Origin of the sequence: Amycolatopsis acidiphila (assembly GCF_021391495.1) — a bacterium.
GTDB classification, from domain to species: domain Bacteria; phylum Actinomycetota; class Actinomycetes; order Mycobacteriales; family Pseudonocardiaceae; genus Amycolatopsis_E; species Amycolatopsis_E acidiphila.
Window position 1 is genome coordinate 3,671,560 of the sequence record NZ_CP090063.1, and the last position, 23,523, is coordinate 3,695,082.

A 23,523-nucleotide genomic window follows, 5' to 3' on the forward strand; every position below is an offset into this window, starting at 1 on the left:
CTCACAGTTCCTCCTTTCAGTCGCAGGCGCACGCCTGCCGTACCACCTGCCAGCCCTCGGGCAAACCGTCCACTCGCGGCTGTCCATCATGGATGCCGACACACACACTCGTGCCACCGAACGGCACGTCACGCAGGCGCAGCGCGCCGAATCGCTGGGGCAGCACGGGATCGAGCCGGACCCGGCCGTGCGGTAGGCACGGCTCGGCCCGCAGCAGCACCCGCAGCAGTTCGACCGGGGTCGCCGCGGCCCAGGCCTGCGGCGAGCAGGCCGTCGGATATGGAACCGGGCGCGGGTATTCAGACCGGTCGAACCCGCAGATCAGCTCGGGCAGCCGGCCGTCGAACTCCGCCGCGGCGTCCAGCACCGCGCAGGCGACCCGCTGGGCGTGGTCGACGAAGCCGTAGCGCATGAGACCGGCCGCGATGATCCCGTTGTCGTGCGGCCACACCGAGCCGTTGTGGTAGCTCATCGGGTTGTACGCGCCCATGGTGGTCGCCAGCGTGCGTACACCCCAGCCGCTGAACATTTCCGGGGACAGCAGGCGATCCGCGACGGCGGCGGCCTTGTCGTCGTCCACGATGCCGGTCCACAGCAGGTGGCCCATGTTGGACGCGAGCGAGTCGATGGGCCGCTTGTCCCGGTCCAGGCCGAGCGCGTACCACCCGCGGTGGGGCAACCAGAACCGCTCGTTGAACGCTCGCTTGAGCCGTGCGGCCCGCTCCCGCCACCGCCGTGCGCCCTCGGCGTCCCCGGCCTCGTCGGCCAGCAGCGCGCGGGCGAGGTAGGCGGCGTAGACGTAGCCCTGCGCCTCGCACAGCGCGATCGGCGCCTGCGGGATCCGGCCGTCGGCGAAAGTGATTCCGTCCCAGGAGTCCTTCCAGCCCTGGTTGACCAGCCCACGGTCGGTGGCGCGCCGGTACTCGATGAACCCGTCGCCGTCGGCGTCGCCGTAGTGTTCGATCCACGCGAGTGCCTCGTCGGCGTGCGGTAGCAGTGCGTGCACCTGTTCGCGGTCCACGCCCCAGCGGCGCAGCTCGCCGAGCAGCATCACGAACAGCGGTGTGGCGTCGACGGTGCCGTAGTACACGTTGCCGCCGAGTGTCAGCGACGCGTCGCCGAACCGCAGCTCGTGGGGGATGCGCCCCGGCTCCTCCTCGGTAACCGGGTCGACCCGCTTTCCCTGGTAGCGCGCGAGAGTCTGCGCGGTGCCGAGCGCGAGCGAGGGATCCAGCGGGATCGTCATCAGTGAGGTGATGATCGAGTCGCGCCCGAACAGGGCCATGAACCACGGCGCTCCCGCGGCCACGGCCGCCCGGTTCGGCAGGTCGGGATCGAAGATTCGCAGGGCGCCGAGGTCGCTGCGGCTGCGCGCGAGGGTGTGGCGCAGCGAGTCGTCGTCCGCGACCAGGCTGGGCCCGGTTTCCCGCCATTCGGTCGAGCGCAGGGCTGGGCCGGTCAGCTCGACCGGCCGGTCCTGCGGGAACGACTGGGGCGACTCCTTGCCGTCCACCACGGGTAAGACCTGCATGGTGGTCCGCCAGGTGCCTCGTGCGGGGACGACCACGGGGAAGGTGATCGTGTCGGCGGAAGTGACCGCGTCCTCCGCGACGATGTGCACCTCGCGATCCTGGTCCCGCCAGCGCCGCGCCAGCCGCAGCCGGCCGTCGCCGTGCTCGATGCTGTGGTGGCCGTGGCGGCGGATCTTGCCCTGCTTCACCTCGAACAGGTCGGCGAAGTCCGCCTCGACCCGCACTGTGAGCGTGCACGCGGCGGCCTCCGGGCCGAGGTTGCGCAGCACGATGTCCTCGCGCATGCCGGCGTCGACGAACCGGTGGCGCTCGACAAGCAGCGTGCTGTCGGCCAGACCGGCCCGAGGCCGCGCGCGCCCAAGGAACGTCGCGGAATACGACGCCTCGGCCATCACCGCGAGCGGTTCGACGGCTTCGTCGTCGAGCCGGAGCTGCCATTCGGACAGGATCCGGGTGTCCCTGAAGAACAGTCCGTGCGGGGAACCCCGGTTGATGTCCCCGGTCTGCTCGCAGAGGCAGAACGATGCCCCCTCCAGCAGGGTGACCGAGCCACCGCTGAGCCGGGCGGGTTCCCCGGCGAAGGTCCAGCCCTCGGTCATCGGTCATCCCTCCGTCGTGGAAATCGGTGGTGGTATCGGCCCGCTCGCGGACGCGCTGGACGGTATCGACGACGCGGTCGTGGTCGGCGTAGGCGGCGTGGAGACGGCGCTCGTCGGCGACACCGATGTCGTCGGGACTGCGCTTGTCGTCGAGGTCCGCGGCGCCGGAACGGATGCCGGCGTCCGCCGGCCCGCGTCATGTCGCGGATCGATCAGCTGGACGATCGCAGGCGCGCTGGGGCCGGACGAGCCGCGGACCGTGTCGGCCGTGGACCGGCCCAGTACCCGTTCCCCGAAGGTGATCACAGCCATCGCCAGCGCGAACGCCACGACGGCCGTCATCGCGACCCGCCGCCAGTTCGGCGGTGCGGCACGAAGTCTGTCGTGGGTGCGGCGCAGGGCCTGCTCGTACAGTGCCGCGCCGGCCGTGCTCAGGCCGCTCACCAAAGCCGCGCCGGCAACGGTTCCGGCGACCCCGAGAGACGAGGCCGCGACGGCTGCGGAAACTGCGGCGAGAGCGCTCGCGGCCACTTCCATGACACTGAGTCGCGAGCGTCGTGCGGTTGACGGATCAGCCACCCGGGGCCGCATCCTTGCCACTCCTTCCAGGTGCGGACCGGCGGGAGCCGGCGCGGCCGGCTCCCGGCGACTGCTCAGTTCCCGGTGATCTCGATCCGGCGCGGCTTCATGGCCTCGCTCTTCGGAATCCGCACACTCAGCACGCCGTCGTTCAGGTTCGCCTCGACGCGGTCGGCGTCGACCTCATGCGGCAGCGTGGTGCGGTACTCGAACCGGCCTCGCCGTCGAGTGCGAGACCGGAACCACCCGGCCTGCTCCCGCTCCTTCAGCTCACCGGCGATCGCCAGCGTGGTGCCCATCAGCTCGACAGAGACGTCCTCACGCTTCACGCCTGGCAGATCGACCGCCACCAGATAGGCATCGGCCGTCTCCGACACGTCGGCCAGCGGGGACCACACAGGCACGCCGCTGACAGCCGACTCCAGCCACTCGTCCAATCGGCCGTGGAGATCCTCGAACTCACGGAACGGATCCCACCGGTTCACCGTGTTCGACGAACGCAGCACAGGCAGTGCCATGGTTCTCACCTCTCCTCCGGAAAATCGACCAATGGTCGGCTCTGCCGGGGAAGCCGCCCCAGGCAGGCCATCCACACCCAAAGACGATCAGGCGCCACGACTTGTTTCCCAAAATTCTGTGGCGTTCGTCACGGCGCCGAACCTGGTCCAAGGACGTCGCCGCCAGGTGCGGAGCTGCTCGACCTGTGGGAGCGCCCGGCGCTTCCGCCCCAGGCGGCCAGCGGGTTTCGGCGTGACTTCGCGCGGCGGCCTTGGTGTTCGTGCCTGGGTTGTCGCTGCGCGCGAGGGGTGTGTAGCGCGACCCGAACCTTTCCTCCCGAACGTGGCCGACATCCCAACAACAACGCCAGAAGGCAAGCAAGCGCCGTCGGTGAGCGCGACGAGTTCCTTGCGGCCGGCCGTGCGCACCCCGATCATCGCCAGCAGGCACAGTTTCCCTTCCTCCAGAAGGATATTGACGTGGATTCCGTCCGTCCACAGATAAACGTAGTCCACATCGGACAGACCACGTTGGGCGAAGGCGCGTTGCTCGGTCTTCCACTGCTCGGTCAGCTGCGCGATCACCGGTCCCGACAAGCCCTTCGTCGAGCCGAGGAACTGCCGCAGCGCGGGCACGAAGTCCCGGACGAGAGCCCCGCGCAGGTAGGGCAAGCGCAGCACCTCGGTTGCGCACCACCACCCGACGGCCGCGCTCGTCACACTCCTCAGCGAACTGGGCGATGTAGGCGTCCACCTCGGCCGGGCACCTTCACGACGATCTGATCGATCAACGACGAACTAACGGCCGATCGGTCATCGCCGGCATCGGGGTCAGGGACTCCGGTGAGCCTCGGGTCGTACCCTCCCGGCCGACGTTGGCGCGTCGGCCTTGCTCGGAACCTTCAACCGGTCACCATTAGGTACGCCCCTGCCTGCTGATCCACAGGTATCAAGCGTTGCTCCTGGATTGGACTCCGCGGCGGAAGGCAAGATCGCTCGCCGTCTTGACTCTGTGACGGGCGCTACCTCATAATCGGCCAAGTAACCGATTATGAGGTCGAAGGAGGTCATCCACGTGGCAGGCGGCTAGGGGATGAGGACTCCGCGGCGACACACAGAGTCTCGCTTCATCACGTCAGTTGCGGTTCCACCCAGTTCTTGCGTCGAACCGGGTGGGTGGCGAATGGCGCCAAAACGCGCGCGAACCGAAGATTCTCGACAACGTTCAGCGCAGCACCATCCGGTTAGTTGCGGGTCAGCAGCGTTCCCATGAGAGCTCGCATCAGCCCCTCGATCGCATTCCTTGCCTGAGTCTCCTGGTTCAGGCTCACCACTACGAGCCCCCAGGCCATCGACCGAAACATTGCGAGCAAAGCATGTACGTCGCCTTCATCGATCTCCCCTTGCAGCACGGCGTCATCTCCGATGCGACGCAATGTTCGATCGACGACCGGGGGAATGTGCAGCGGAACATCGGTGTCTCGCTGATCCACCCATCCGCGCAGGATCATGGACACCCGGCTCTGGCTCATGACGCTCGGATCAATCATGGCCTGCAAGAGGCCACGCAGCCGAGTTCGAAGGTCGCCGTGGCGGTTCAGAATATCGTTGAACCCGGTGTAAACCTCCTCGACTGCGTACTCGAACGCCGCCTCGTACAGCGAACGCTTGGTCGGGAAATAGTGGTGGAGAGTGCCGGCGGTGAGGTCCGCCGCCGAGGAAACCTCGCGCAGCGTGGTCCCCTTGAAGCCACGGAGGGAGAACTCCTTGATCGCCGCATCAAGAATGGTGTTCCGCGTATGATCACTGTCACCTTGGGCCGGCCGGCCGGCACCCCGCTTCTGGCGCGCCACGCTCTCCCTGGCGTCCGCAGGTGGTGGCACATCACTCTTGGTGCGGCTCAATCGCGGTCATCCGTTCTGCTCGTGTCGATCTACCACTGCGCGGTCACCACTATATTCGGGTTCGCCGGGCGCACCCCGCCGGTGTGGCGACGACTATCAGCGGTCTTGCCTGTGGCAATTCCGCCAGCTCCAGGCACTGGTCCGGCCAGGCGCACGGCTCACGCGTCGTCGCGCAACTCCGCGAGATGGCCTGGTATCGGGCCGGAACAGGCGCAGCTGCTCCCGCGACCCATCGTGGTACGGCCGGCGATGACGATGTCGCCGACACGGCCGGCGTCGATTCGCCCACCGGTCACCCTGCGCAGGAGCCCGAGTAGCCGATGCGCAACCCTGTCCCTCGCGAACGACGCTGTTCTGAAGAGGACTGGCGCGCGGTGCTCACCGTTCCCGAACCACGGCGGTGGTAACTGATGCCCTACGTCATCACTCAGAGCTGCTGCAGCGACTCTTCGTGTGTTTCGGCATGCCCCGTCAACTGCATCCATCCGGCTCCGGACGACCCCGACTTCGGCATGACGGAGATGCTGTACATCGACCCCGAACGATGTATCGACTGCGGCGCGTGCGTCGAGGAATGCCCCGTCGACGCCATTGCCGCGGATTGGGAGCTCACCGAGGCGACCGAGCGGTACGCGGCGATCAATGCGCACTACTACGACGGCGAGGACAAGTCGCAGTACAGCGCCGAAACCTACATAGCGCGCCGCCGCGTCGTCGACGTGCTCGAGCCACCGCGTTTCGCGATAGTCGGCGCTGGACCCGCGGCTTTCTATGCCGCCGAGGAGATCGCCTCGACACGAGGGCTCAACGCACAGATCAACCTTTTCGAGCAATTGCCGGCGCCAGGTGGGCTGGTTCGCTACGGCGTCGCCCCGGATCATCCCGATACGAAGAAGATCGGACAGACCTTCGCTCGTATCGCCAAGAGTCCGGGAACCACTATCTACCTCAACGTGGAAGTGGGGTCGGATATCAGTCATGAAGAGTTGCTCGCCCACCATCACGCGGTGCTATACGCGGTTGGCGCCCCGGCCGATCGAGAGCTGGGCGTCCCGGGGGAGGAGCTGGCCGGAAGCTACGCGGCCAGCGACATCGTCCGCTGGTACAACGGCCATCCGGATTTCGCCGATCGCACGTTCGACCTGGCTGCGGACAAGGCCGTGGTGGTCGGCAACGGGAACGTCGCCCTGGACGTGGCAAGGATCATGCTCGCCGGCGCGGAGGAACTGGGACGGACCGACGTGGCCGATCACGCGCTGGCGGTTCTCACCGGGAGCCCGCTGAGGGAGGTGATCGTCCTCGGTCGTCGCGGCCCGGCACAGGCGGCTTGCTCGGTCCCGGAGCTCCTCGCACTCACACACCTTCCGGAGGTCGAACTCGGGGTCGATGAACGCGACGCCACACTCGATCCGGTCTCGGCCGAGGCCCTGCGCAACAGTCCACACGCGACGACGCGGCTCAAAGCGGACATCTTCGCCGAGATCGCCAGGGGAGGACGCTCCGGCAAGGACAGGAGAATGACTTTCAAGTTCTTTGCCTCCCCGACCGAGATCGTGGGGCACGATCGCGTCGAAGGGCTGCGTGTCGAGCGCACCGAACTCGTCGCTCGCGCGGATGGAAGCCTCGAGCCGCGCCGGACTGGAATGACCGAGGTCATCGACTGCGGGATCGTCATCCGTTCAGTGGGGTTCCGCGCGGTTGCCTTGCCGGGGCTGCCGTTCGACCAAGACCGTGGCGTCGTCCCGAACCGCCGCGGCCGGGTCGTCACCGCCGGTGACCAGATCCTGCCTGGAACCTACGTCGCCGGCTGGGCCAAGCGTGGGCCGACCGGTGTCATCGGAACCAACAGGAAATGCGCGCGTGAGTCAGTCGAGGCGCTCGTCGAGGACTATCTCGCGGGCAGGCTTGCGGCGCCCTCACACGGAAGCACCAAGCTTGGTGAGCTTGTCTCGAGCCGAAAGCCGACCGCGATCACTTTCGAATCGTGGGAAAAGATCGACCGTTATGAACGGTCGCTCGGCCACAGCCAGGGCCGACCGCGGGTCAAGCTGGCCACGGTGCGGGAAATGCTCGACGTGATCGGCTCCGAGCGCACTATCCGGAGTCGCACATGAACCGGGCCTCAACGACAGTCAGTGTCGCGGGTGTCGGGACGGCCGGCTTCGCGCGGCACAGTGGAGTCAGTGCCATTGCGCTCGCCGACATCGCACTGACCGAAGCTCTCGACGACTGTGGGCTGTCTCGTGCCTCGGTCGACGGGCTGCTCGTCCACATCGGCTCGCCCCGGGGAGCCGACTACGACACGCTCGCACGAATGCTCGGTCTGTACGTCGGTTTCGCCGGGCAAACCTGGGCCCACGGGCGCTTCACGGGAACCATCATCCAGCATGCGGTCCTGGCCCTCGCTCACGGTCTCGCCGAGTACGTCGTGTGCCTTGCCACGTTCCGCAACAGCGTCTGGGGCAGGCACGGCACGACCGGGTTCCCCGACTTCGCCGAAGCGATCCGCGAGGGCGGCGGGCCGCACGCCGAAACGTTGCCGGCCGGGCTCGCCGCCCCAATCGGTGGCGCGGCCATGGCTGCCCAGCGCTACATGCATGTCTACGGTGTCGATGCCGCGAAACTCGGCGCAGTCGCGCTGGCCCAGCGGAGGGCGGCGCTGCAGAACCCGCTCGCGGTGATGCGTGAGCCGCTGGATCTGGCCACCTATCTGCGTTCACCGTTCGTCGTCGAACCCCTTCGCAGACTCGACTGCTCGGTGCCCGTGGACACCGCGGTCGCGGTTGTGCTCACGCGCGCCGACCGTGCCCGGGACATGCCGCGCCCGCCGGTCGATGTGCTCGGATTCCAGGGCCTGTCCGCCGGCCCGGACGAGTTCGTGTTCGGGCCGCCCGGACTGGGCGTCCATCAGGTCTCGGCCGTGAACCGCCGGCCGGAGGGTGCCGCCCAGGCGGTCTTTCGGACCACCGGGCTCACACCCGCGGACATCGACACGCTCCACTGCTACGACGGGTTCTCGCCACAGGTCCTGTGGACTCTTGAGCGATTCGGTTTCTGCCCGGCAGGTGAATCGGCGGACTGGGTGCAGGGCGGCCGGATCGAGATCGACGGAGAACTTCCCGTGAACACAAGCGGCGGCCATCTGTCCGAAGGGCACTCCAACGGCTGGGGGCAGACCATCGAAATCGTACGACAGTTGCGCGGGGAGGCCGGACCGCGGCAGGTCAACGACTGTCAGACGGCCATGTGGGCCACGACGTTCGGGGATGCGATCATCTATGGCCGTTGACGCCCACACCGTGTCAGAGTTTCCGGGAACCGGCGCGGCGAGCGACCTGATGCCGTCCAGGACGGACGACACCGAGGCGTTCTATTCCGCTCTGGACAACGACGGCCGGCTACTGCTCCAGCTCTGCAGGGCCTGTAACCGGCACCGAACGCCAACAGTGCCGGTGTGCCCGCACTGCGGCGCCCGGGAATTCACCTGGACAGCGGCGGCGGGAACCGGCCGGCTGTACAGCTGGGTGCGTTACCACCGTCCCTATCTTTCCCCGTTCGCGTCATTGACACCCTATTCGGTCGGCCTGGTGGAACTCGCCGAAGGGCCGCGAATGTTCGGACGTCTCGTCGGCATTCCGTCTCCGGTCATCGGTATGCGCGTCCGAACGGTCTTGGAGCGCTGGTCTGACGGAGTGGTCGTGCCCGCGTTCGGTGCCGCTGAGGAGGGTGAGTGACAGTGATGCGTGCCGCGATGTTGCGCGCACCCGGACCGCCTGAGCAGTTCGAGGTCACCGAGGTCGAGATACCCCGGTTCGGCCGCGACGAGGTACTGGTGCAGGTCAGAGCATGTGGTGTGTCGTCGCGGGATGTCGTCGAACGCAACGGCACCTACCGGCGCGACGTGACGTTCCCCCTGGTGATCGGCCTGGAGATCAGTGGGACGGTCGTTGAATGCGGCCAGGATGTGCCCGACCTCCGGCCGGGCGATCACGTGTGCAGCAAGGCCTTCAGCAGTTGCGGGCAATGCCGGCTGTGCCGGACCGGACGGGAGACGACGTGCTCGCGCAGGCGGCCGGTGCGCGGCGGCTACGCCGAGTACGTCGTGCTGCCGTGGGATGCGCTCGTCCGGGTCCCGTCCGGACTGCCGTTCGAGGAGACCTGCGGCCTTGGGCCGGCCGGCGGCGTCGCGCTCAACGCGGTCCGCGACGTCGCACGCGTCACGGTCGGAGAGACTGTTCTGATCACCGGCGCCACGGGGGGAGTCGGCTGGATGGCGCTGCAGATCGCGCGGCTGTCCGGTGCCAGGGTCATCGCGGCCACCCGCGACCCCGACCGGCGATCCTCCCTCCTCGAGGCGGGCGCCGACGAGGTGATCGTGATCGACGGCCCTGACTTCTCACCGCAGGTGCGGACGCTCACCGACGGAGAAGGTGTCGACGTCGTGGTCGACACGGTCGGCAGCCCGGTCTTCGGCTCCTGCTTCAACAGCCTCGCCGTGCACGGTCGTTACGCCCTCGTCGGCCAGCTCCTCGGCGAGGAGATCTCGATCAACCCGGCGCGGATCTTCTTCAAGCGCGCGAGCCTGCTCGGGGTCGGCAGTGTGAGCCGTGCGCAACTGGCCGACGTCGTCGACCTGGCCGCGCGCGGCCAGATCAGACCACGGATCGCGTGCACGCTCCCGCTCGATGACGTCGTGCGGGCACACCACCTCGTCGAGCGGAGCGCGTTGTTCGGCCGAGTGGTGTTGGCGCCGTCCCCGTCAGCTTCGACAGAATGAGTGGAACTTGACCGTGAATGCCACAAGCCGACTTCAACTGATCGCCGACCGGGTGACGTCCGCACTGACTCCCGTGATGCGGGAGCTGCGGATCACGGAGGACGAACTGCACGCCGCAGGCGACTTCCTCGACAGGGTCGGCCAGGCAGGCATGTGCAAGAGCCTTCTCGACATCGCCTTCGCCATGACCGCGATCGACACCCGGCGCCACGGCATCCCCGGAACCAGAACCAACCTCGAAGGACCGGTGTACCGGCCCGGTGCGCCAACCCGGGCCACCAACAACCTCATCGAACGTGACCTGTCGCCGGACGCCGATCTGCTGGTCCTCTCGGGCCAGGTGACCGACGCCGTCACCGGCCGCCCGATGAGCGGTGTCGAGCTGGACTTCTGGCACGCCGACGAGCACGGACGCTACGACTACGACGGCAACCATCTGCGCGGCGTGGTGCACAGCGGCCAGGACGGGCGCTACCGGGTGGACACGATCATGCCGGTGGACTACGCCGAGCATCTGAACGATCCCATCGGTGAGCTGCTCGCCATGCTCGATCGGGACGGCTACCGGGCCGCGCACATCCATCTCAAGGTGCGTGTCCGGGGCGTCGAAAGGCTCACCACCCAGCTGTTTCGCGGCGACTCCCCGCACTTGGACCAGGACTACGTCATCGGCGCGGTCAGCGAGGACCTCGTGGTCGAGCCGAGGCTGGTCGGCACCGTGGACGGCCACCGCCAATACGCGATGAGCTTCGACATCGCTGTGCCACCCCTGCCCGCCGACCACCTCGTGGAGGGATCGTGATGGACGGAACGTTCCGACCCAACGGACATCGGCCGGTACAGGGCCGGCAGCGGCTCTCCGACCTGCTTGCCGCCGGCCGTATCTTCGCCGCGCCGGGCGCCTACGATCCGTTCACGGCGCGCATCCTCACCGATCTGGGATTTCCGGCGGTCTACCTCGGCGGCAATGCCCTGGCGTTGCAGCTGTGCCTCGGCCAGCCGTTGGCGACGTTGACCGAATCGGTGGACGGCGCGGACAAGATCATCCGGGCGATTGACGCGCCGCTGATCGTGGACGCCGGCGCTGGATTCGGCGATGCCGCACACACGTTCCGTACCGCCGGCGAGTTCGAGCGCATCGGCGCGGCGGCCATCCACATCGACGATCAGCCCTATCCCAAGCAGATCGGCTACCACTACGGACACGGCGAGCTGCTGGAAACCGAGCTGGTCGCCGACAAGCTCGAAGCCGCGATCGCCGCCCGCCGTGATCCGGAGTTCCGGGTGATCGCCCGAACCGACGCACTACGCGTGACGGGCGACCTCAACGCCACGGTCGCCCGCTGCCAGGCGTACGCGGAAGCGGGCGCCGACATGCTCATGGTGCTCGACCTCACCCCGCAACAGTGTGCGCGGATAGCTCCCGATCTGGGCGGCAAGCCGCTCGTGTGGATCGGCGGCGCATCAGATCCCGGACCACACCTCGACGAACTCGCCGCAGCCGGATTCGCGGTCGCCGTCTACCCGTTCACCACCATCGCCGCGGTGGTCGCCGCGGTCCGTGCGACCTGGCAGCCGCTGCGCGAACGCGGCCAGCTGGAGCAGCCCGCGGACCTGATCGCGGACGCCCGCGCTCGCGTCCTCGATCTCGCCGGGCTGGGCCGTTACCACGACTTCGAGGCGAAGAACCGAGCAACGAAGGAAGCCAGGCAGTGAACACACCGCGAACTCTCGCCGGAGCAGTCGAGAACACCGCGGCGGCCGCGCCCGGCCGTCCGGCGCTCCTTTATCACGGGACGACGTTCAGCTACCACGACCTGCACGCGGAATCCTGCCGGGCAGCGAAGGCGTTGCTCGGCCTCGGGGTGCGACGCGGGGACCGCGTGGGCGTGCTGCTCGGCAATCAGCCGGAATGGGTCGTCATCTGCCTGGGCGCGGCGCAGATCGGTGCGGTTCTGGTGCCGCTCAACACGTGGTACCAGTCCCGGGAGATCGAGTGGACCCTGCGCCACTGCGGCGTCACGGTACTCGTCTCGGGCAGCCGGTTCCTGAAACGTGAGTTCGACCGCCTTCTCACCGACCTGATTCCCGAACTGGCCGCGGGTGAGCCCGGTGAGCTGCGCAGCACGCGTTTGCCTCGGCTGCGAGCGGTCGCCATGACCGGGGACCCCGCCCCTGGGGCGTTCAGCTGGCCGGGCTTCCTGTCGGTCGGGGCCTCGGTGACGGATGCGGATCTAGAGAAAGCGGCCGGATCCGTGACGGCCGACGATGACATGTTCGTCATCTACACCTCCGGAAGCACCGCCGATCCCAAGGGGGTGCGCCTCACCCACGGCGGGCTGCTCGGCAACGGCGCCGAGGTCGCCAGAAGGCGGTGGATCGACGCCGAGGACCGGATATGGCTCGGCGCGCCGTTGTTCTACGGACTGGGCGCCGCCAACGCGCTGCCTGTCGCGCTGGCGGCGGGGGCGGGTCTGGTGCTGCAGGACTATTTCGACCCCGGCGTCGCCATCCGCACCATCCGGTCCACCTCTGCGACGACGTACTACGGGACCGGGAACATGACGCGCGCGATCCTGGACCATCCGACCTTCTCGCCCGGCAAGGTGGCCACCCTCGAGAAGGGCACTGCCGGCATAAGCCGCCATTACAAGTCCATGACTCTTACCGAACTCGGTGTTCGTCTCGCCACCCCGGCGTACGGCCTCACCGAGACCTACGGGCACATCACCGGCGGACTTCCGGACGACCCCCTCGATGTCAAGCTCGACACGGACGGTGCCCCGTTGCCCGGTGTCGAGGTTCAGATCGTCGATCCGGTCACCCGCAGGCCGCTGCCGCCCGGTGAGCGAGGACTCATCCTGCTCCAGGGTCGGGTCACCCCCGGGTATTTCGACAACCCGGACGAAACCGCGAAAGCCCTGCGGCCAGACGGTTTCTTCGACACCGGCGACCTCGGGCACCTCGACAGTGCGGGCAGGCTGGTGTTCCACTCCCGGATCAAGGAGGTGCTCAAGAGCAACGGCGTCACGATTTCCCCAGCCGAGATCGAGCAACTGCTGGTCAGCCATCCGGACGTGACGGACGCCTGTGTGGTCGGCGTCCCTCATCCCGACCGCGGCGAGCTGATCGTCGCGTTCGTGACCGCCAAGACTCCGTTGAAGGAAACAACACTTCGAGACTACGTTCGCGAGCGGGCCGCCTCATTCAAGGTGCCCCACCATGTCCTGGTTCGCGACAAGGACGACCTGCCCCGGCTCGCCAGCGGAAAGATCGCCAAGCTGCGGCTGGCCGAAATGGCGATCGCCGAGCTGACGGGTTGAGCGTGGGCTCACGGTCAAACGAACGTGACGTTCGCCCGCTCGCGCCAGCTAAGAGCTGAACCCGACAGCCGCTTTCTGCGAGGGTCGGCGTTTCACGTCCGCCAACAACGATGGAAACACGGGTGCAACGATGCTCGACGAAGAGTCAATTGTCGCCACGGTACGCAAAGGAATGCTGCCGGCCCACATCTACAACGACCCCGCGGTCTTCGCCGCTGAGCAGAGGAGCATATTTTCCAGGAACTGGCTCTTCCTGGCGCATGAGTCCGAGGTCCCGGACCCCGGTGACTACGTGGTGCGCGGAGTGCTCGACGACTCGTTCATCGTGGCTCGCGGAGAGGACGGCGACGTTCGGGCACTCTTCAACATGTGCCTGCACCGCGGCATGCAGGTGTGCCGGGCCGAATTCGGGAACACATCACACTTCCGCTGCCCCTATCACGGGTGGACCTACAAGAATGATGGCAGGCTCATCGGCCTGCCGTTCTTCAAGGAAGCCTACGGCGGAGATCGCGGGTTCCGCCGCGACGAGCATTCCCTGCTGCCGGCGCCTGCCACGCAGGTCATCAACGGGATGATCTTCGTAAGTCTCGACCCGTCGACGCCCGCGTTGCCGGAGCGGCTCGGCGGCTTCGGCGACTACCTGGACTTCTACATGAAGCCCGGGCCGGGTGGTGTCGAACTACGCGGCCCCCAGCGCTGGCGGCTGCCGGCCAACTGGAAGATCGGCGCCGAGAACTTCGCCGGTGACACCTACCACACCCCGCACACGCATCTCAGCGTGTCGGAGATAGGTCTCATGCCCGACGCCAGAGGAGGTAACCGGAAGGGCGGCGCGATGTACTTCGCCGACGGCGGCGGCGGGGCCACCTTCCCGCTCGGTCCGGGTGACTTCCGCCAGCGACTGCGCACCATCGGGTATCCGGACGATCTGATCGACCGTCGTGAGTCCAGCTGGCCCGCCAGCATCAGGACGTTGATCGGGGAGAACGGGCACATTCCCTCCGCCGCCACCATCTTCCCCAACCTCAGCTTCCTGCATCTGTGGGCGAAGATCAGCGAGACGCGGACCGCGCCATTCACCACGCTCCGGCTTTGGCAGCCCATTTCCGAGCGGGAGACGGAGGTCCTGTCGTGGTTCGTGGTCGAGAAGGAAGCTCCCGAGGATTTCAAGAAGGCCTCCTACAAGGCGTACCAGATGTGCTTCGGGTCGAGCGGCATGTTCGAGCAGGACGACATGGAGAACTGGTCGTCGATCACGCGTGTCGCCGGCGGGGCGATGGCTCGCCGGCTCGAACTGAACAACCGTATGGGGCTTCTCGAGAACAACGAGCCGGTGGCGCGCCCACTCACCGAGTTCGCCGGCCCTGGTGTGGCTTATGGTGGCTTCGGCGAGTTCAACCAGCGACGTTGGTTCGAACTGTGGTGCCGGGACATCGCAGACGGCCGGCCGCCGGCGAAGGAAGCCGTCGGGGAGGGCCGGTGACATGAGCCTGCACCAGTCAGAGCCGACGCGAGTCGGTACGCCCTTGTCCTTCGGGGATCCGGCCCATCATGCCGCCCACCAGTTCTTGGTGGAGGAGGCCCATGTCCTGGACAGCCGGGACCTCGACGGCTGGCTTCGGATGCTCTGCCACGACGTCACGTACCGGGCTCCGGTCAGGGTCACGACCGCACGTGGTGCGGCGTTCGACGAGCTGGAGACGGCCAGCCATTTCGACGAGGACTACTACTCGCTTCGGAAGAGGGTCGAGCGGTTCAGCACCGAACACGCATGGACGGAGGACCCGCCCTCACGGACCCGGCACTTCGTCAGCAACGTGCGATGCTTCCACGTCGACGAGCCCGGCCTGCTGGCCGTGGACTCGTACCTTCTCCTGTTCCGGAGTCGCGGTGATGTTCGCCCACCGGACCTCGTTTCGGCAGGTCGTCATGATCTGCTGCGCGGCGACCCGGAGGTGGGCTACCAACTCGCCCGCCGCAGGATCACGCTCGACGAGTCGGTACTTCGCACCCAGAACCTGGCCGTGTTTCTGTAGATCGCGTTGCGCGCGCTACCGCAAGGGGAAAACGATGAGTGAAAACGAAGCCAACCGGCACGTCAGTCCGGTGATCGAGATGGCCAACGAGTTCGGCTCGGTGGTCCTCACCAAGATTCGGACCCACAATGGCGAGCGCCTGCGGATCCGCTCTCCGGAACTAGGGCGTTCGATAGACCTCTGCCCGCTGGAACTGGAGAGCCTGACCTGGCAGACACCCGAGGTCTTCTCCGGGTTCCTGCAGACGCCTTTCGGCGTGATGGAGGACTGAGGCGATGGGATGGCTTTCAGGTCAACGCGCGCTCGTCGTCGGCGGCGGCTCTGGCATCGGGCGGGCCGTGTTGTCGTCCTTCCTGGAGGAAGGAGCCCAGGTCGCGACGATGGAACGCGATCCGGACAAGTGCGCGGCGCTAAGGACCGAACTCCCGGAGTGCACGGTGAGCCAGGGCGATGCGACGACCCTGACCGACACCAGGCGTGCGGTCCAAGCCGCCGCGGCAGGGCTCGGTGGCCTGGACTGCCTGGTGAGCTGTGTCGGGGTGTTCGACTTCTACCGCGGCTTGGCGGAGCTCACGGAGGAGCAACTGTCGGCCGGCTTCGACGAGATCTTCCGGACCAACGTGCTGAGTCAACTGCTGTCTGTGAAGGTGGCGTTGCCGCTGTTGCGCGCATCCCGCGGCTCGGTGATCCTGACGCTCTCCTCGTCGGCGTTCTATCCAGGGCGCGGTGGGATCCTGTACGTCGCCTCGAAGTTCGCCTTGCGCGGCGCCGTGATCTCCCTCGCGCACGAACTTGCCCCCGACGTCCGGGTCAACGGGGTCGCGCCGGGCGGCACGACCAACACCCGGCTGCGCGGACTGGCCAGCCTGGGCGAGGCCGAGCACGAGGTGGTGGACGGCCCCGGGCGAACGAAGGACCTTGAGGAGCTGACCCCGCTCCGGTTGGCGATGTCGTCGCGGGATCACACGGGTAGCTACGTCTTCCTGGCCTCCGCACGTGCACGGGGAATCACGGGCACCTTTGTGCACCCTGATGGTGGAATGTCGGTCCGCTGTTGACCGGGTTCCGTCCAGGGCAACAGCGGGTGCAGGAAGAGAGGACTCGCGCAGGGTTCTCCACGAACTCAACGCGCGCCGTTTCGGTGCGCCGTCGCAGAACGGTACGACCTCGGGCGACCCAGTAGTCGGACGGGAGATGGACCATTGGACATGAATGCGGGTTCCGGTGGGAGCGTCCGTTTTGGCATGAACGAGCCGCTGCGGACGCGGCCGCTCCTGGACAGCCGGGACGTTGAGCATGCTCATGCGGAGATCACCGGGCTGTTCAGCCCGCACGAGCTTATTCCGATCGGCCTGCGCAGCGGGTTCCACGCCCGCGCCAACGTGGCGACGCTGAACCGCGTTCGGTTGATCTACCTGTCGCTCGGCAGCGAGGTCGTCGTGCGGCCCGCGCCGTTGACCGATTACTACGCGATCAACATCGTGATCGGCGGTGCCGCCGACGTGCGGCGCGGCAGGCGCGCCATCGCCGTGGAAGGATCGACCGCGGGAGTCGTGCTGACCCCGGACTCGACGATCGACATGCGGTGGTCGGCCGACTGCCGGCACCTATCGGTGGTCGTCGGCCGGTCGCATCTTGAAGAAGCGTTCTGGTCCTTGTGGGGCGACGTGCCCCGCCCCGAGGACTTCCCGATCGGGCTCGACCTGCGGATGGGCCGGGTCGCGAGCTGGATCCGGTTGGTCCGCTGGGCGGTTGCCGACATCGACCAGGGCAGCGGCCTGGCCGCGAACCCGCTCGCCGCCAAGCAGGTCGAGGACCTCCTCGTGCACGGGTTCGTCGCGGCTCAGGGCCGGCGGTCCGGGCCGCAGCCCTCTGTCCGTGCCATGACGCAGGTGGCCGTGCGAGACGCGCGGGAGTACATCGAATCGCATGCGGCCGACGCGATCTCCGTCAGCGATGTCGCGCGCGCGGCCGGCGTGAGCGTGCGGACCTTGCAGGAGTGCTTCAAGCGGCACGTCGGCATGACACCGATGACCTACCTGCGCGACGTGCGTCTCGATCGTGTCCACGGCGCTCTGCGGTCCGCCGACCCGCGCACCGCGGTTACGGTGACCGAAGTCGCCCTGAGCTGGGGCTTCGGTCACCTGCCGCGATTCGCCGCCGCTTACCGCCGGCGGTTCGGCCAGCTGCCGTCCGAAACGCTGCGGCGCGGTGTTTCCCGCGCTAACCGCTGATGCCGTCCCACAGATCGGCGTGATGGCCCTTCCCGAAGCCCTCGAGCACGTGGCACTCCGGGATGGCGAGACGTATGACGTTCTCCCGCGCCGGGTCGTAGACGGGCCACTGCGGCAGCGCGGAGGACTCCGGACTGGGCGTGCCGGTACGCGCGAAGGTGGTCCAGTAGCCGACCATCTCGGCCGCCAGCTTCGCGTCCGCCTCGTCGTGAGGGACCACGCAACCGCCGCCACCACGGAAGTTCGGGAACAGGTACTGCAGGTCCTGTGTGTGCGCCGCCCCGTAGGGGAAGGACACGGGAGGCCACGGGGTGGACGTGCAGGCCACGTCGAACTCGTAGGCGTACACGGCATCAACGTATTCGCGCAACATGCGGTTGGACTGACGGTTGCCGAGGTTGATGAAGCCGCAGTCGCCGATCGCGGCCGACATCGCCTCGCTCGCGGAGGCGTAGTCGGCAGGCGGATAGGCGGAGATGATGTCGTCGATGCGATCGGCTGGAATCGTTCGGCCCAGCATGATGGGCGGCAGGTTGGTCAGGGCGTCCCTCATGATCGCGGCGTAGGCCTCGGCCGGGATCGGGGTCCCCGTGCTGAGCTCGATCAGTCCCTGGAACCAGTTGAACTCCGAGCGAGTCGTCCCGTTGATGGTCGGCACACGGTTGAAGCGACCCGACGTGAACAGGTCCACCATGGGTTCGGGGATGACCGTGCCGTCGGCGGTCTGCCCGATCTCGTACTTGCCGATGCCGAAAGTCTTGTCCGGGAGCAGGTTCGCGGCGAGCAGGTCGGATGCCGGGATCGCCCGCAGGTCGTCGGCGGTCGCCCCTGGCGCGCCGGTGTCCCTGATGAGGTCCAGCCCGTTCTGCTCGACGTGCACGGTCAGGGGGGTCCGGAGGAGGGGAGCGCCCGTACCGCTCTGGATGATCGCCTTGTGGAACAGACCGCGCGAACCCGGCGACGCGATGTTGCACCACACGCTGATCCCGCCGGCCGACTCGCCGAAGATCGTCACGTTGTCCGGGTCTCCACCGAACCCGGCGATGTTGTCCTGGACCCAGCGCAGGGCGGCCTGCTGATCCATGATGCCGTAGTTGCCGATCTCGTGGTCCTCCGCGTTGATCGCGGGGTGGGAGAAGAACCCGAAGACATTGACCCGGTAGTTGAACGACACGAACACGACCTGGCCGTCCTTGACGAGCGCCGACGGGTCGTAGCCGGTGCTACCGCCGATGAACAACCCGCCGCCCGGGATCCACACCATCACCGGTAGCTTCGCGCCCTCGTCCACGCCGGCCGGGGCGTACACGTTCAGGTACAGGCAGTCCTCGGTGTTGCTGGAGAACCCGAAGCCGACGAACGACTTGTTGTTCTGCGCGCAGACATTGCCGTAGGCGAACGCATCGCGGGGTAGCCGCCAGCCCTCCGTTTCGACGGGCGGCCGCCAACGCAGCCGACCGACGGGCGCGGCTGCGTAGGGAATGCCAAGGAATTGATGCATACCGTCGATGACCAGGCCACGAACAGGACCCCTGCCGGTCGGCGCAGTCAGGGTCGGCGCCAGCTCCCAGTACGTTCGTTCCACGCTTTCTCTCCTCTTCGAGATGAAAGATGACTCACCCGTGGGCGGGTGCTCGGAGCGTAAGATCCGGCCGCAGGTTCGGCGATCCGCTAAGCGCACGTCATCCGGAAAGCGCGAGCATGCCTGGTGCTTGTTTGGCTGGGTAGCTCGCTCGTGCCGCCGTCCACGCCTGAGCGCAGCGAAGGTCAGTCCGAACGCGAGCCGGCCGGCGCGCAGCGCCTCGGTCAGCACGGTGACCGCGCCGCAGCCGGGATCGAGAACGAGGTCGCCGGGGCGGGTGTAGGTGGCGATCGCGTGAGCGGCGATGGCGGGCGGAATCCGCTTGGTGTCGGTCTCGGTGCCGGGCACACAGCCGGCATCGCGCAGCTGCGCGAGCGGGTCACGCTGCCCGGTCGGCCAGACCGACATCGGCGGCTCCTCCCCCCGGCGGTTGGGGGAGCGGTCAAGGCGACGTGGGACGGTCGGTCATCGGAGGTCTCCTCCCCGTCGACGGCGAGGTTTTGGGCCGGCTGGCGGGTGAACACCAAGAGGTCGTCGCGAACCGGCACGCGCAGCAGAGCGATGCGATCGAGGTAGCGCAGTCCCGGCGTTGCGCGCGGCGTGCACCGGCGAGCCAGCGGGGTCGGTGAGCCGACCCAGCGGCCTGAGAACAATCAAGGCTTCGAGTGTGCGGAGCTGGCCGAGTTGTGGGATGTGCTGGTGGCTGTCCAGCCGGTTTCGATGAGCTGGAAGGTCTGGTCGATCACCAGTTCTGGGTGGGCGGATGTGCGGGCCAGGGTGTAGACGTCGAGTGCGAACCGGGCCAGGGCGCGGCAGGCGGGGAAGGTTTCGGGGTCTGCGCCGAGGTCGGTGCTGATGGCGTCGGTGAGGGCGTCTTCGTGGCGCAGCCACATCGTGGTCGCGTATTCGCAGAGGGTGGGTGTCTGCTCGATCAGCTGGTGGTAGGCGTCCAGTTCCGGGGTTTCTCGTGCCTCGCGGAGCATGATGTGGAACTCCTGGCGTAGTGCCTCGGGGATCGATGTGCCCGCCGGCCGGTGGCGGACGGCGTTGACGAGCCGTTCCTGCTGGTCGTGGTCTTGGTCGAAGACAAGCGCTTCCTTGGACGGGAAGTGTGCGAACAGAGTGGTGCGGGCCACGTCCGCCGCGGCGGCGATGTCGCTGATGCTGACCGCGTCGAAGCCGTGTGCCAGGAAAAGTTTCAGCGCGGCGTCGGCGATCGCGCGCCGTGTCGCGGCCTTCTTGCGCTCCCGGCGTCCCGGTCGGTCGGTCACCCCGGCATTCTAACCACACTCGAACCAAAACACTACTTAGTACAGTTATGGTCTTAGTAGTGTTAGGTTGCGGGTATGGAAGACAGAGGCACTGCCCTGGACCGGTCGTGCGAGGTGCTGGTGGTCGGTGCTGGGCCGACCGGGCTGACTGCGGCGTGCGAGCTGGCGCGCCGTGGGATCGAGGTGGCCGTGGTGGATGCCGCCGAAGGACCGTTCCCGGGATCGCGGGGCAAGGGGTTGCAGCCGCGCAGCCTCGAGGTGCTGGACAACCTGGGCATCGCGGGCCGGTTGATCGCCACGGGACGGTTCCGGATGCCGCTGCGGTTCTTCCGGTCGGTGACCAGCTATCAGGACATCGACCTCAGCGGTGGTGCCGAACCCGGTCCGGACAGCCCGTACGCCCGGACACTGCTGATCCCGCAGTGGCGGGTCGAGCAGACACTGCGGGACCTGCTGGCCGACTGCGGTGTGCGGGTGGCCTGGGCTGCCCGTGTGACCGGGCTGGCGCAGGACGACAAGGGTGTCGTGGTCGACCTCGCGGACGACAGCCGCGTGCTGGCGCGGTATGTGATCGGCGCGGACGGCGGCTCCAGCACGGTGCGCAAACTGGCCGGGTTCACGTTCCTGGGCGAGATCGACGAGGACGAGCAGATGCTGCTCGCCGATGTACGGCTGGACGGGCTCGACCGGGACTTCTGGCGGATCTGGAACCGTGCGGGCGGTGGGTCGCTGGCGCTGTGCCCGCTGCCGGCCACCGACACGTTCCAAGTGCAGGCGTCGCTGCCTCCTCGGGCCGCCACCCCGCCCACTGTGCCTGCCTTGCAAGAGATCGTCGACGAGGTTCTCGGGGACGGCGTGGTGCGGTTGCGGGAGGCGAGCTGGCTGTCGCGGTGGCGGCTGAACGTCCGCATGGTGGACCGGTACCGGACCGGGCGGGTGTTCCTCGCCGGCGACGCCGCCCACGTGCACTCCCCGGCCGGCGGCCAAGGCATGAACACCGGCATCCAGGACGCGGCCAACCTCGGCTGGAAGCTCGCCGCCGTGCTCCGCGGCGCCGAGCCCGCGCTGCTGGACACCTACCAGGCCGAGCGACTGCCGATCGCTGCGGCCATGCTCGGCCTGACCAACCGGATCATGGGCCAGCAACCCGGTGCCCACGGCACGGACCAGGACGAGCTGCTCCAGATGGGCATCACCTACCGGGGCGGCCCGCTGGCACTCGGCCACTGCGCGGCGGGCCCGCAACCCGGCGACCGTGCCCCGGACGCACCATGTCAGCTCCCTGGGGGACGGCCCGTCCGCCTGTTCGACCTGCAACGGGGTGGGCGGTGGACCCTCTACCGCTTTCCCCGTAGCGCAAGCCCAATACTGACCGATCCATCCACAATGGTCATTTACGACATCGGCCGGGACATTGTCGACCAAGACGGCCACATCCACGACGCCTACCAGCCCGGCGACAACGAACTGATCCTCGTCCGCCCCGACGGCCACATCGGTCTCCGCAGCACCGATCCCGCCGCCGTGCGCTCATACCTCACCGGTGTTGCGTTGACAACGCGTCCACTCTCCTGAAGGAGTGTCGGTGATCACCATCGCCGTCATTCTCGCCGGCACGCGTCCGGGCCGGGCCGGCGCTTCCGTCGCCCCCTGGCTCGTGGCCGAGGGCGCCCGAGATGAACGCGCCCGCTTCGAGTTGCTCGATCTGGCCGAGATCGCATTGCCGCCGCTGAACGAACCGGCTCCACCGGCAACAGGCAGTTACCTGATGCCGCACACCCAAGACTGGGCGAAAACTGTCGCCCGGTTCGACGGATACCTCATCGTCACCCCGGAGTACAACCGCTCGTTCCCCGGAACCCTCAAGCGCGCCGTTGCCGGGGGCATCACGCTGGTTCTACCGTGCAGGGGTGGTCTTCCCGGCACCTGCGACAGCTCCGCGGTGGATGCTGCTGTCCGTGCTGGCATTAGCCGTAATCGGGATGCACAGCCTGGTGACCACCCACAACGCGCACGCGTCCGATGGATGGTCGGGGATGGTCGGCACGTCTGCGGAGGCGGCGTTCAAACCGGTCGCACCCGTCGCGGGACCGATTGCCGGCCAGGAGACGGTCGAGACGGATAACGAGTGCTGCCCGGACCACCACTCCGGTCCCTCCGGCCATGGCCACGACCTGCTTCACCTGTGCCTGGCCGTGCTGGCTGCCCTCGCCGGGCTGGTGCTCGGGTGGCTGTCGTGGCAACGAGGTCAGACCACGACCCCTCACTGCGACCCGATCCGCGCCGTGACCAGCGCCGGCCGCGGACCACCTCGCATCCGCTCCTCCAACGAGTTGTTCTCCTCGCTCTGCGTGCTGCGGCTGTGACAGGACCAGTGCGTGCGTCTGTGCGCGCACTTCGCATGTCCTGCACCGAAATATCACCAGCTCGCTAAGGATGTAAACCCGTGATGACCAGGAAGACCCTGGTCGGGATGGCTCTGGCCGTCCTGACCCTCGGCGCCGTGCTCGCCGGATGTGGCGGCGGCACCACCACCGGCCACGACATGAGCAGCATGAGCGGCTCGGCCACGAAAGCGCCCGCCGCCGGGCAAGGCGATCACAACCCGGCCGATGTCGCCTTCGCCCAGCAGATGATCCCGCACCACCAGCAGGCCCTGGACATGGCCAAGCTCGTGTCCAGCCGGACGACGAACACCAAGGTCGTCGACTTGGCCGGCCGCATCGAGAAGGCACAAGATCCCGAGATTCAGCAGATGACCGGTTGGTTGAGCACTTGGGGCGCCGCGGCGAACGGCATGAACATGCCGGGTATGACCAGCGGCCAGCCGATGCCCGGCATGATGAACTACACCGACATGACCAAGCTGCAGGGCATGAAGGGCGCCGAGTTCGACCGGATGTGGCTGCAGATGATGATCCGGCACCACCAGGGCGCCATCGACATGGCCAAGACCGAACTGGCACAAGGCAGCAACACCGACGCCAAGACCCTGGCCCAGAAGATCATCGACGGCCAGCAGGCGGAGATCACCGAAATGAACGGACTGCTCGGCCAGGACTGAGCAACAGCCGCACCGGGTGGGGGATCCCGCAATGCGGGATCCCCCAGCCCCTGGTCAGCACAAGTCCCGGATCAGGTCGCGGCCTCGTGACGGTCGGCCGGGTTCTCCGCTGCCGCGGACGC

General features: G+C 67.5%; 21 protein-coding genes and 2 pseudogenes. 17 read left to right on the forward strand and 6 right to left on the reverse strand.

All coding sequences use genetic code 11. From position 1 onward, the window contains the following. Positions 1 to 16: 16 nt before the first annotated feature. Positions 17 to 2,131: an amylo-alpha-1,6-glucosidase gene (locus tag LWP59_RS17850; RefSeq protein ID WP_144631803.1), complete on the reverse strand. Its 2,115-nt coding sequence runs from the start codon at positions 2,129 to 2,131 to the stop codon at positions 17 to 19. 16 nt (positions 2,132 to 2,147) lie between these two features. Between LWP59_RS17850 and LWP59_RS17855 the strand changes: the two genes are divergently transcribed. Further along, entirely contained in the window at positions 2,148 to 2,798 is a 651-nt protein-coding gene (locus tag LWP59_RS17855) for a hypothetical protein (protein ID WP_144631801.1), read from the forward strand. On the opposite strand, the gene LWP59_RS17860 is transcribed toward LWP59_RS17855, so the two are convergent. The 3 genes and pseudogenes from LWP59_RS17860 to LWP59_RS17870 all read right to left on the reverse strand — a co-directional run bounded on the left by LWP59_RS17860 (position 2,785) and on the right by LWP59_RS17870 (position 5,111). Beyond that, complete coding sequence (locus LWP59_RS17860) at positions 2,785 to 3,303, reverse strand: Hsp20/alpha crystallin family protein (RefSeq protein ID WP_229857746.1); 519 nt, start codon at positions 3,301 to 3,303, stop codon at positions 2,785 to 2,787. The two genes, LWP59_RS17855 and LWP59_RS17860, sit on opposite strands and share 14 nt — an antisense overlap. A 288-nt stretch (positions 3,304 to 3,591) precedes the next feature. Then, positions 3,592 to 3,998: pseudogene (locus LWP59_RS17865) on the reverse strand (transposase); the annotation flags it as partial. Positions 3,999 to 4,451: 453 nt separating this feature from the next. Then, entirely contained in the window at positions 4,452 to 5,111 is a 660-nt protein-coding gene (locus LWP59_RS17870; protein ID WP_144631795.1) for a TetR/AcrR family transcriptional regulator, read from the reverse strand. Between the two features lie 410 nt (positions 5,112 to 5,521). On the opposite strand from LWP59_RS17870, the gene LWP59_RS17875 reads away from it, so the two are divergent. From LWP59_RS17875 to LWP59_RS17930, 12 genes are all read left to right on the forward strand, one after another. Continuing rightward, the gene (locus LWP59_RS17875) at positions 5,522 to 7,225 is read left to right on the forward strand and encodes a 4Fe-4S binding protein (RefSeq protein ID WP_144631792.1); all 1,704 of its coding nucleotides are present in this window, start codon (positions 5,522 to 5,524) and stop codon (positions 7,223 to 7,225) included. Further along, complete coding sequence (locus LWP59_RS17880) at positions 7,222 to 8,400, forward strand: thiolase family protein (RefSeq protein ID WP_144631790.1); 1,179 nt, start codon at positions 7,222 to 7,224, stop codon at positions 8,398 to 8,400. Before LWP59_RS17875 ends, LWP59_RS17880 begins: the two co-directional genes overlap by 4 nt. Next, positions 8,390 to 8,845 carry a Zn-ribbon domain-containing OB-fold protein gene (locus LWP59_RS17885; protein ID WP_186382977.1) on the forward strand — a complete coding sequence of 152 codons (456 nt, stop codon included), beginning with the start codon at positions 8,390 to 8,392 and terminating at the stop codon, positions 8,843 to 8,845. The genes LWP59_RS17880 and LWP59_RS17885 overlap by 11 nt, the downstream gene beginning before the upstream one ends. Before the next feature lie 5 nt (positions 8,846 to 8,850). Beyond that, entirely contained in the window at positions 8,851 to 9,888 is a 1,038-nt protein-coding gene (locus LWP59_RS17890; protein ID WP_229857768.1) for a quinone oxidoreductase family protein, read from the forward strand. 52 nt (positions 9,889 to 9,940) lie between these two features. After that, on the forward strand, positions 9,941 to 10,690 hold the full coding sequence (locus tag LWP59_RS17895; RefSeq protein WP_186382976.1) for a dioxygenase family protein: 750 nt from the start codon (positions 9,941 to 9,943) through the stop codon (positions 10,688 to 10,690). Continuing rightward, positions 10,690 to 11,604 carry an isocitrate lyase/PEP mutase family protein gene (locus tag LWP59_RS17900; RefSeq protein ID WP_144631778.1) on the forward strand — a complete coding sequence of 305 codons (915 nt, stop codon included), beginning with the start codon at positions 10,690 to 10,692 and terminating at the stop codon, positions 11,602 to 11,604. Before LWP59_RS17895 ends, LWP59_RS17900 begins: the two co-directional genes overlap by 1 nt. Continuing rightward, on the forward strand, positions 11,601 to 13,211 hold the full coding sequence (locus LWP59_RS17905) for a class I adenylate-forming enzyme family protein (RefSeq protein WP_186382975.1): 1,611 nt from the start codon (positions 11,601 to 11,603) through the stop codon (positions 13,209 to 13,211). The genes LWP59_RS17900 and LWP59_RS17905 overlap by 4 nt, the downstream gene beginning before the upstream one ends. Before the next feature lie 130 nt (positions 13,212 to 13,341). Then, the gene (locus tag LWP59_RS17910; protein ID WP_144631775.1) at positions 13,342 to 14,697 is read left to right on the forward strand and encodes an aromatic ring-hydroxylating oxygenase subunit alpha; all 1,356 of its coding nucleotides are present in this window, start codon (positions 13,342 to 13,344) and stop codon (positions 14,695 to 14,697) included. A gap of 1 nt (position 14,698) precedes the next feature. Beyond that, the gene (locus LWP59_RS17915) at positions 14,699 to 15,250 is read left to right on the forward strand and encodes a 3-phenylpropionate/cinnamic acid dioxygenase subunit beta (protein WP_144631773.1); all 552 of its coding nucleotides are present in this window, start codon (positions 14,699 to 14,701) and stop codon (positions 15,248 to 15,250) included. A gap of 34 nt (positions 15,251 to 15,284) precedes the next feature. After that, on the forward strand, positions 15,285 to 15,521 hold the full coding sequence (locus tag LWP59_RS17920) for a dihydrodiol dehydrogenase (RefSeq protein WP_222425377.1): 237 nt from the start codon (positions 15,285 to 15,287) through the stop codon (positions 15,519 to 15,521). A 4-nt stretch (positions 15,522 to 15,525) separates the two neighbouring features. Beyond that, entirely contained in the window at positions 15,526 to 16,308 is a 783-nt protein-coding gene (hcaB, locus tag LWP59_RS17925) for a 3-(cis-5,6-dihydroxycyclohexa-1,3-dien-1-yl)propanoate dehydrogenase (protein ID WP_144631770.1), read from the forward strand. A 186-nt stretch (positions 16,309 to 16,494) separates the two neighbouring features. Further along, the gene (locus LWP59_RS17930) at positions 16,495 to 17,484 is read left to right on the forward strand and encodes an AraC family transcriptional regulator (RefSeq protein ID WP_186382974.1); all 990 of its coding nucleotides are present in this window, start codon (positions 16,495 to 16,497) and stop codon (positions 17,482 to 17,484) included. Here the strand turns inward: LWP59_RS17930 and LWP59_RS17935 are convergent. Beyond that, a complete protein-coding gene (locus LWP59_RS17935; protein ID WP_144631764.1) occupies positions 17,474 to 19,474 on the reverse strand; it encodes a carboxylesterase/lipase family protein in 2,001 nt (666 codons plus the stop codon). The two genes, LWP59_RS17930 and LWP59_RS17935, sit on opposite strands and share 11 nt — an antisense overlap. A 245-nt stretch (positions 19,475 to 19,719) precedes the next feature. Next, the gene (locus tag LWP59_RS17940) at positions 19,720 to 20,337 is read right to left on the reverse strand and encodes a TetR/AcrR family transcriptional regulator (protein ID WP_144631761.1); all 618 of its coding nucleotides are present in this window, start codon (positions 20,335 to 20,337) and stop codon (positions 19,720 to 19,722) included. A 75-nt stretch (positions 20,338 to 20,412) separates the two neighbouring features. Between LWP59_RS17940 and LWP59_RS17945 the strand changes: the two genes are divergently transcribed. The 4 genes and pseudogenes from LWP59_RS17945 to LWP59_RS17955 all read left to right on the forward strand — a co-directional run bounded on the left by LWP59_RS17945 (position 20,413) and on the right by LWP59_RS17955 (position 23,401). Then, the gene (locus tag LWP59_RS17945) at positions 20,413 to 21,912 is read left to right on the forward strand and encodes an FAD-dependent oxidoreductase (protein WP_144631758.1); all 1,500 of its coding nucleotides are present in this window, start codon (positions 20,413 to 20,415) and stop codon (positions 21,910 to 21,912) included. A 10-nt stretch (positions 21,913 to 21,922) separates the two neighbouring features. After that, positions 21,923 to 22,198: pseudogene (locus tag LWP59_RS41035) on the forward strand (NADPH-dependent FMN reductase); the annotation flags it as partial. A gap of 85 nt (positions 22,199 to 22,283) precedes the next feature. Continuing rightward, positions 22,284 to 22,703, forward strand: a complete 420-nt coding sequence (locus tag LWP59_RS17950; protein ID WP_229857747.1) for a DUF6153 family protein — start codon at positions 22,284 to 22,286, stop codon at positions 22,701 to 22,703. An 83-nt stretch (positions 22,704 to 22,786) separates the two neighbouring features. Further along, complete coding sequence (locus LWP59_RS17955) at positions 22,787 to 23,401, forward strand: DUF305 domain-containing protein (RefSeq protein WP_144631752.1); 615 nt, start codon at positions 22,787 to 22,789, stop codon at positions 23,399 to 23,401. The last annotated feature ends 122 nt before the right edge of the window (positions 23,402 to 23,523 follow it).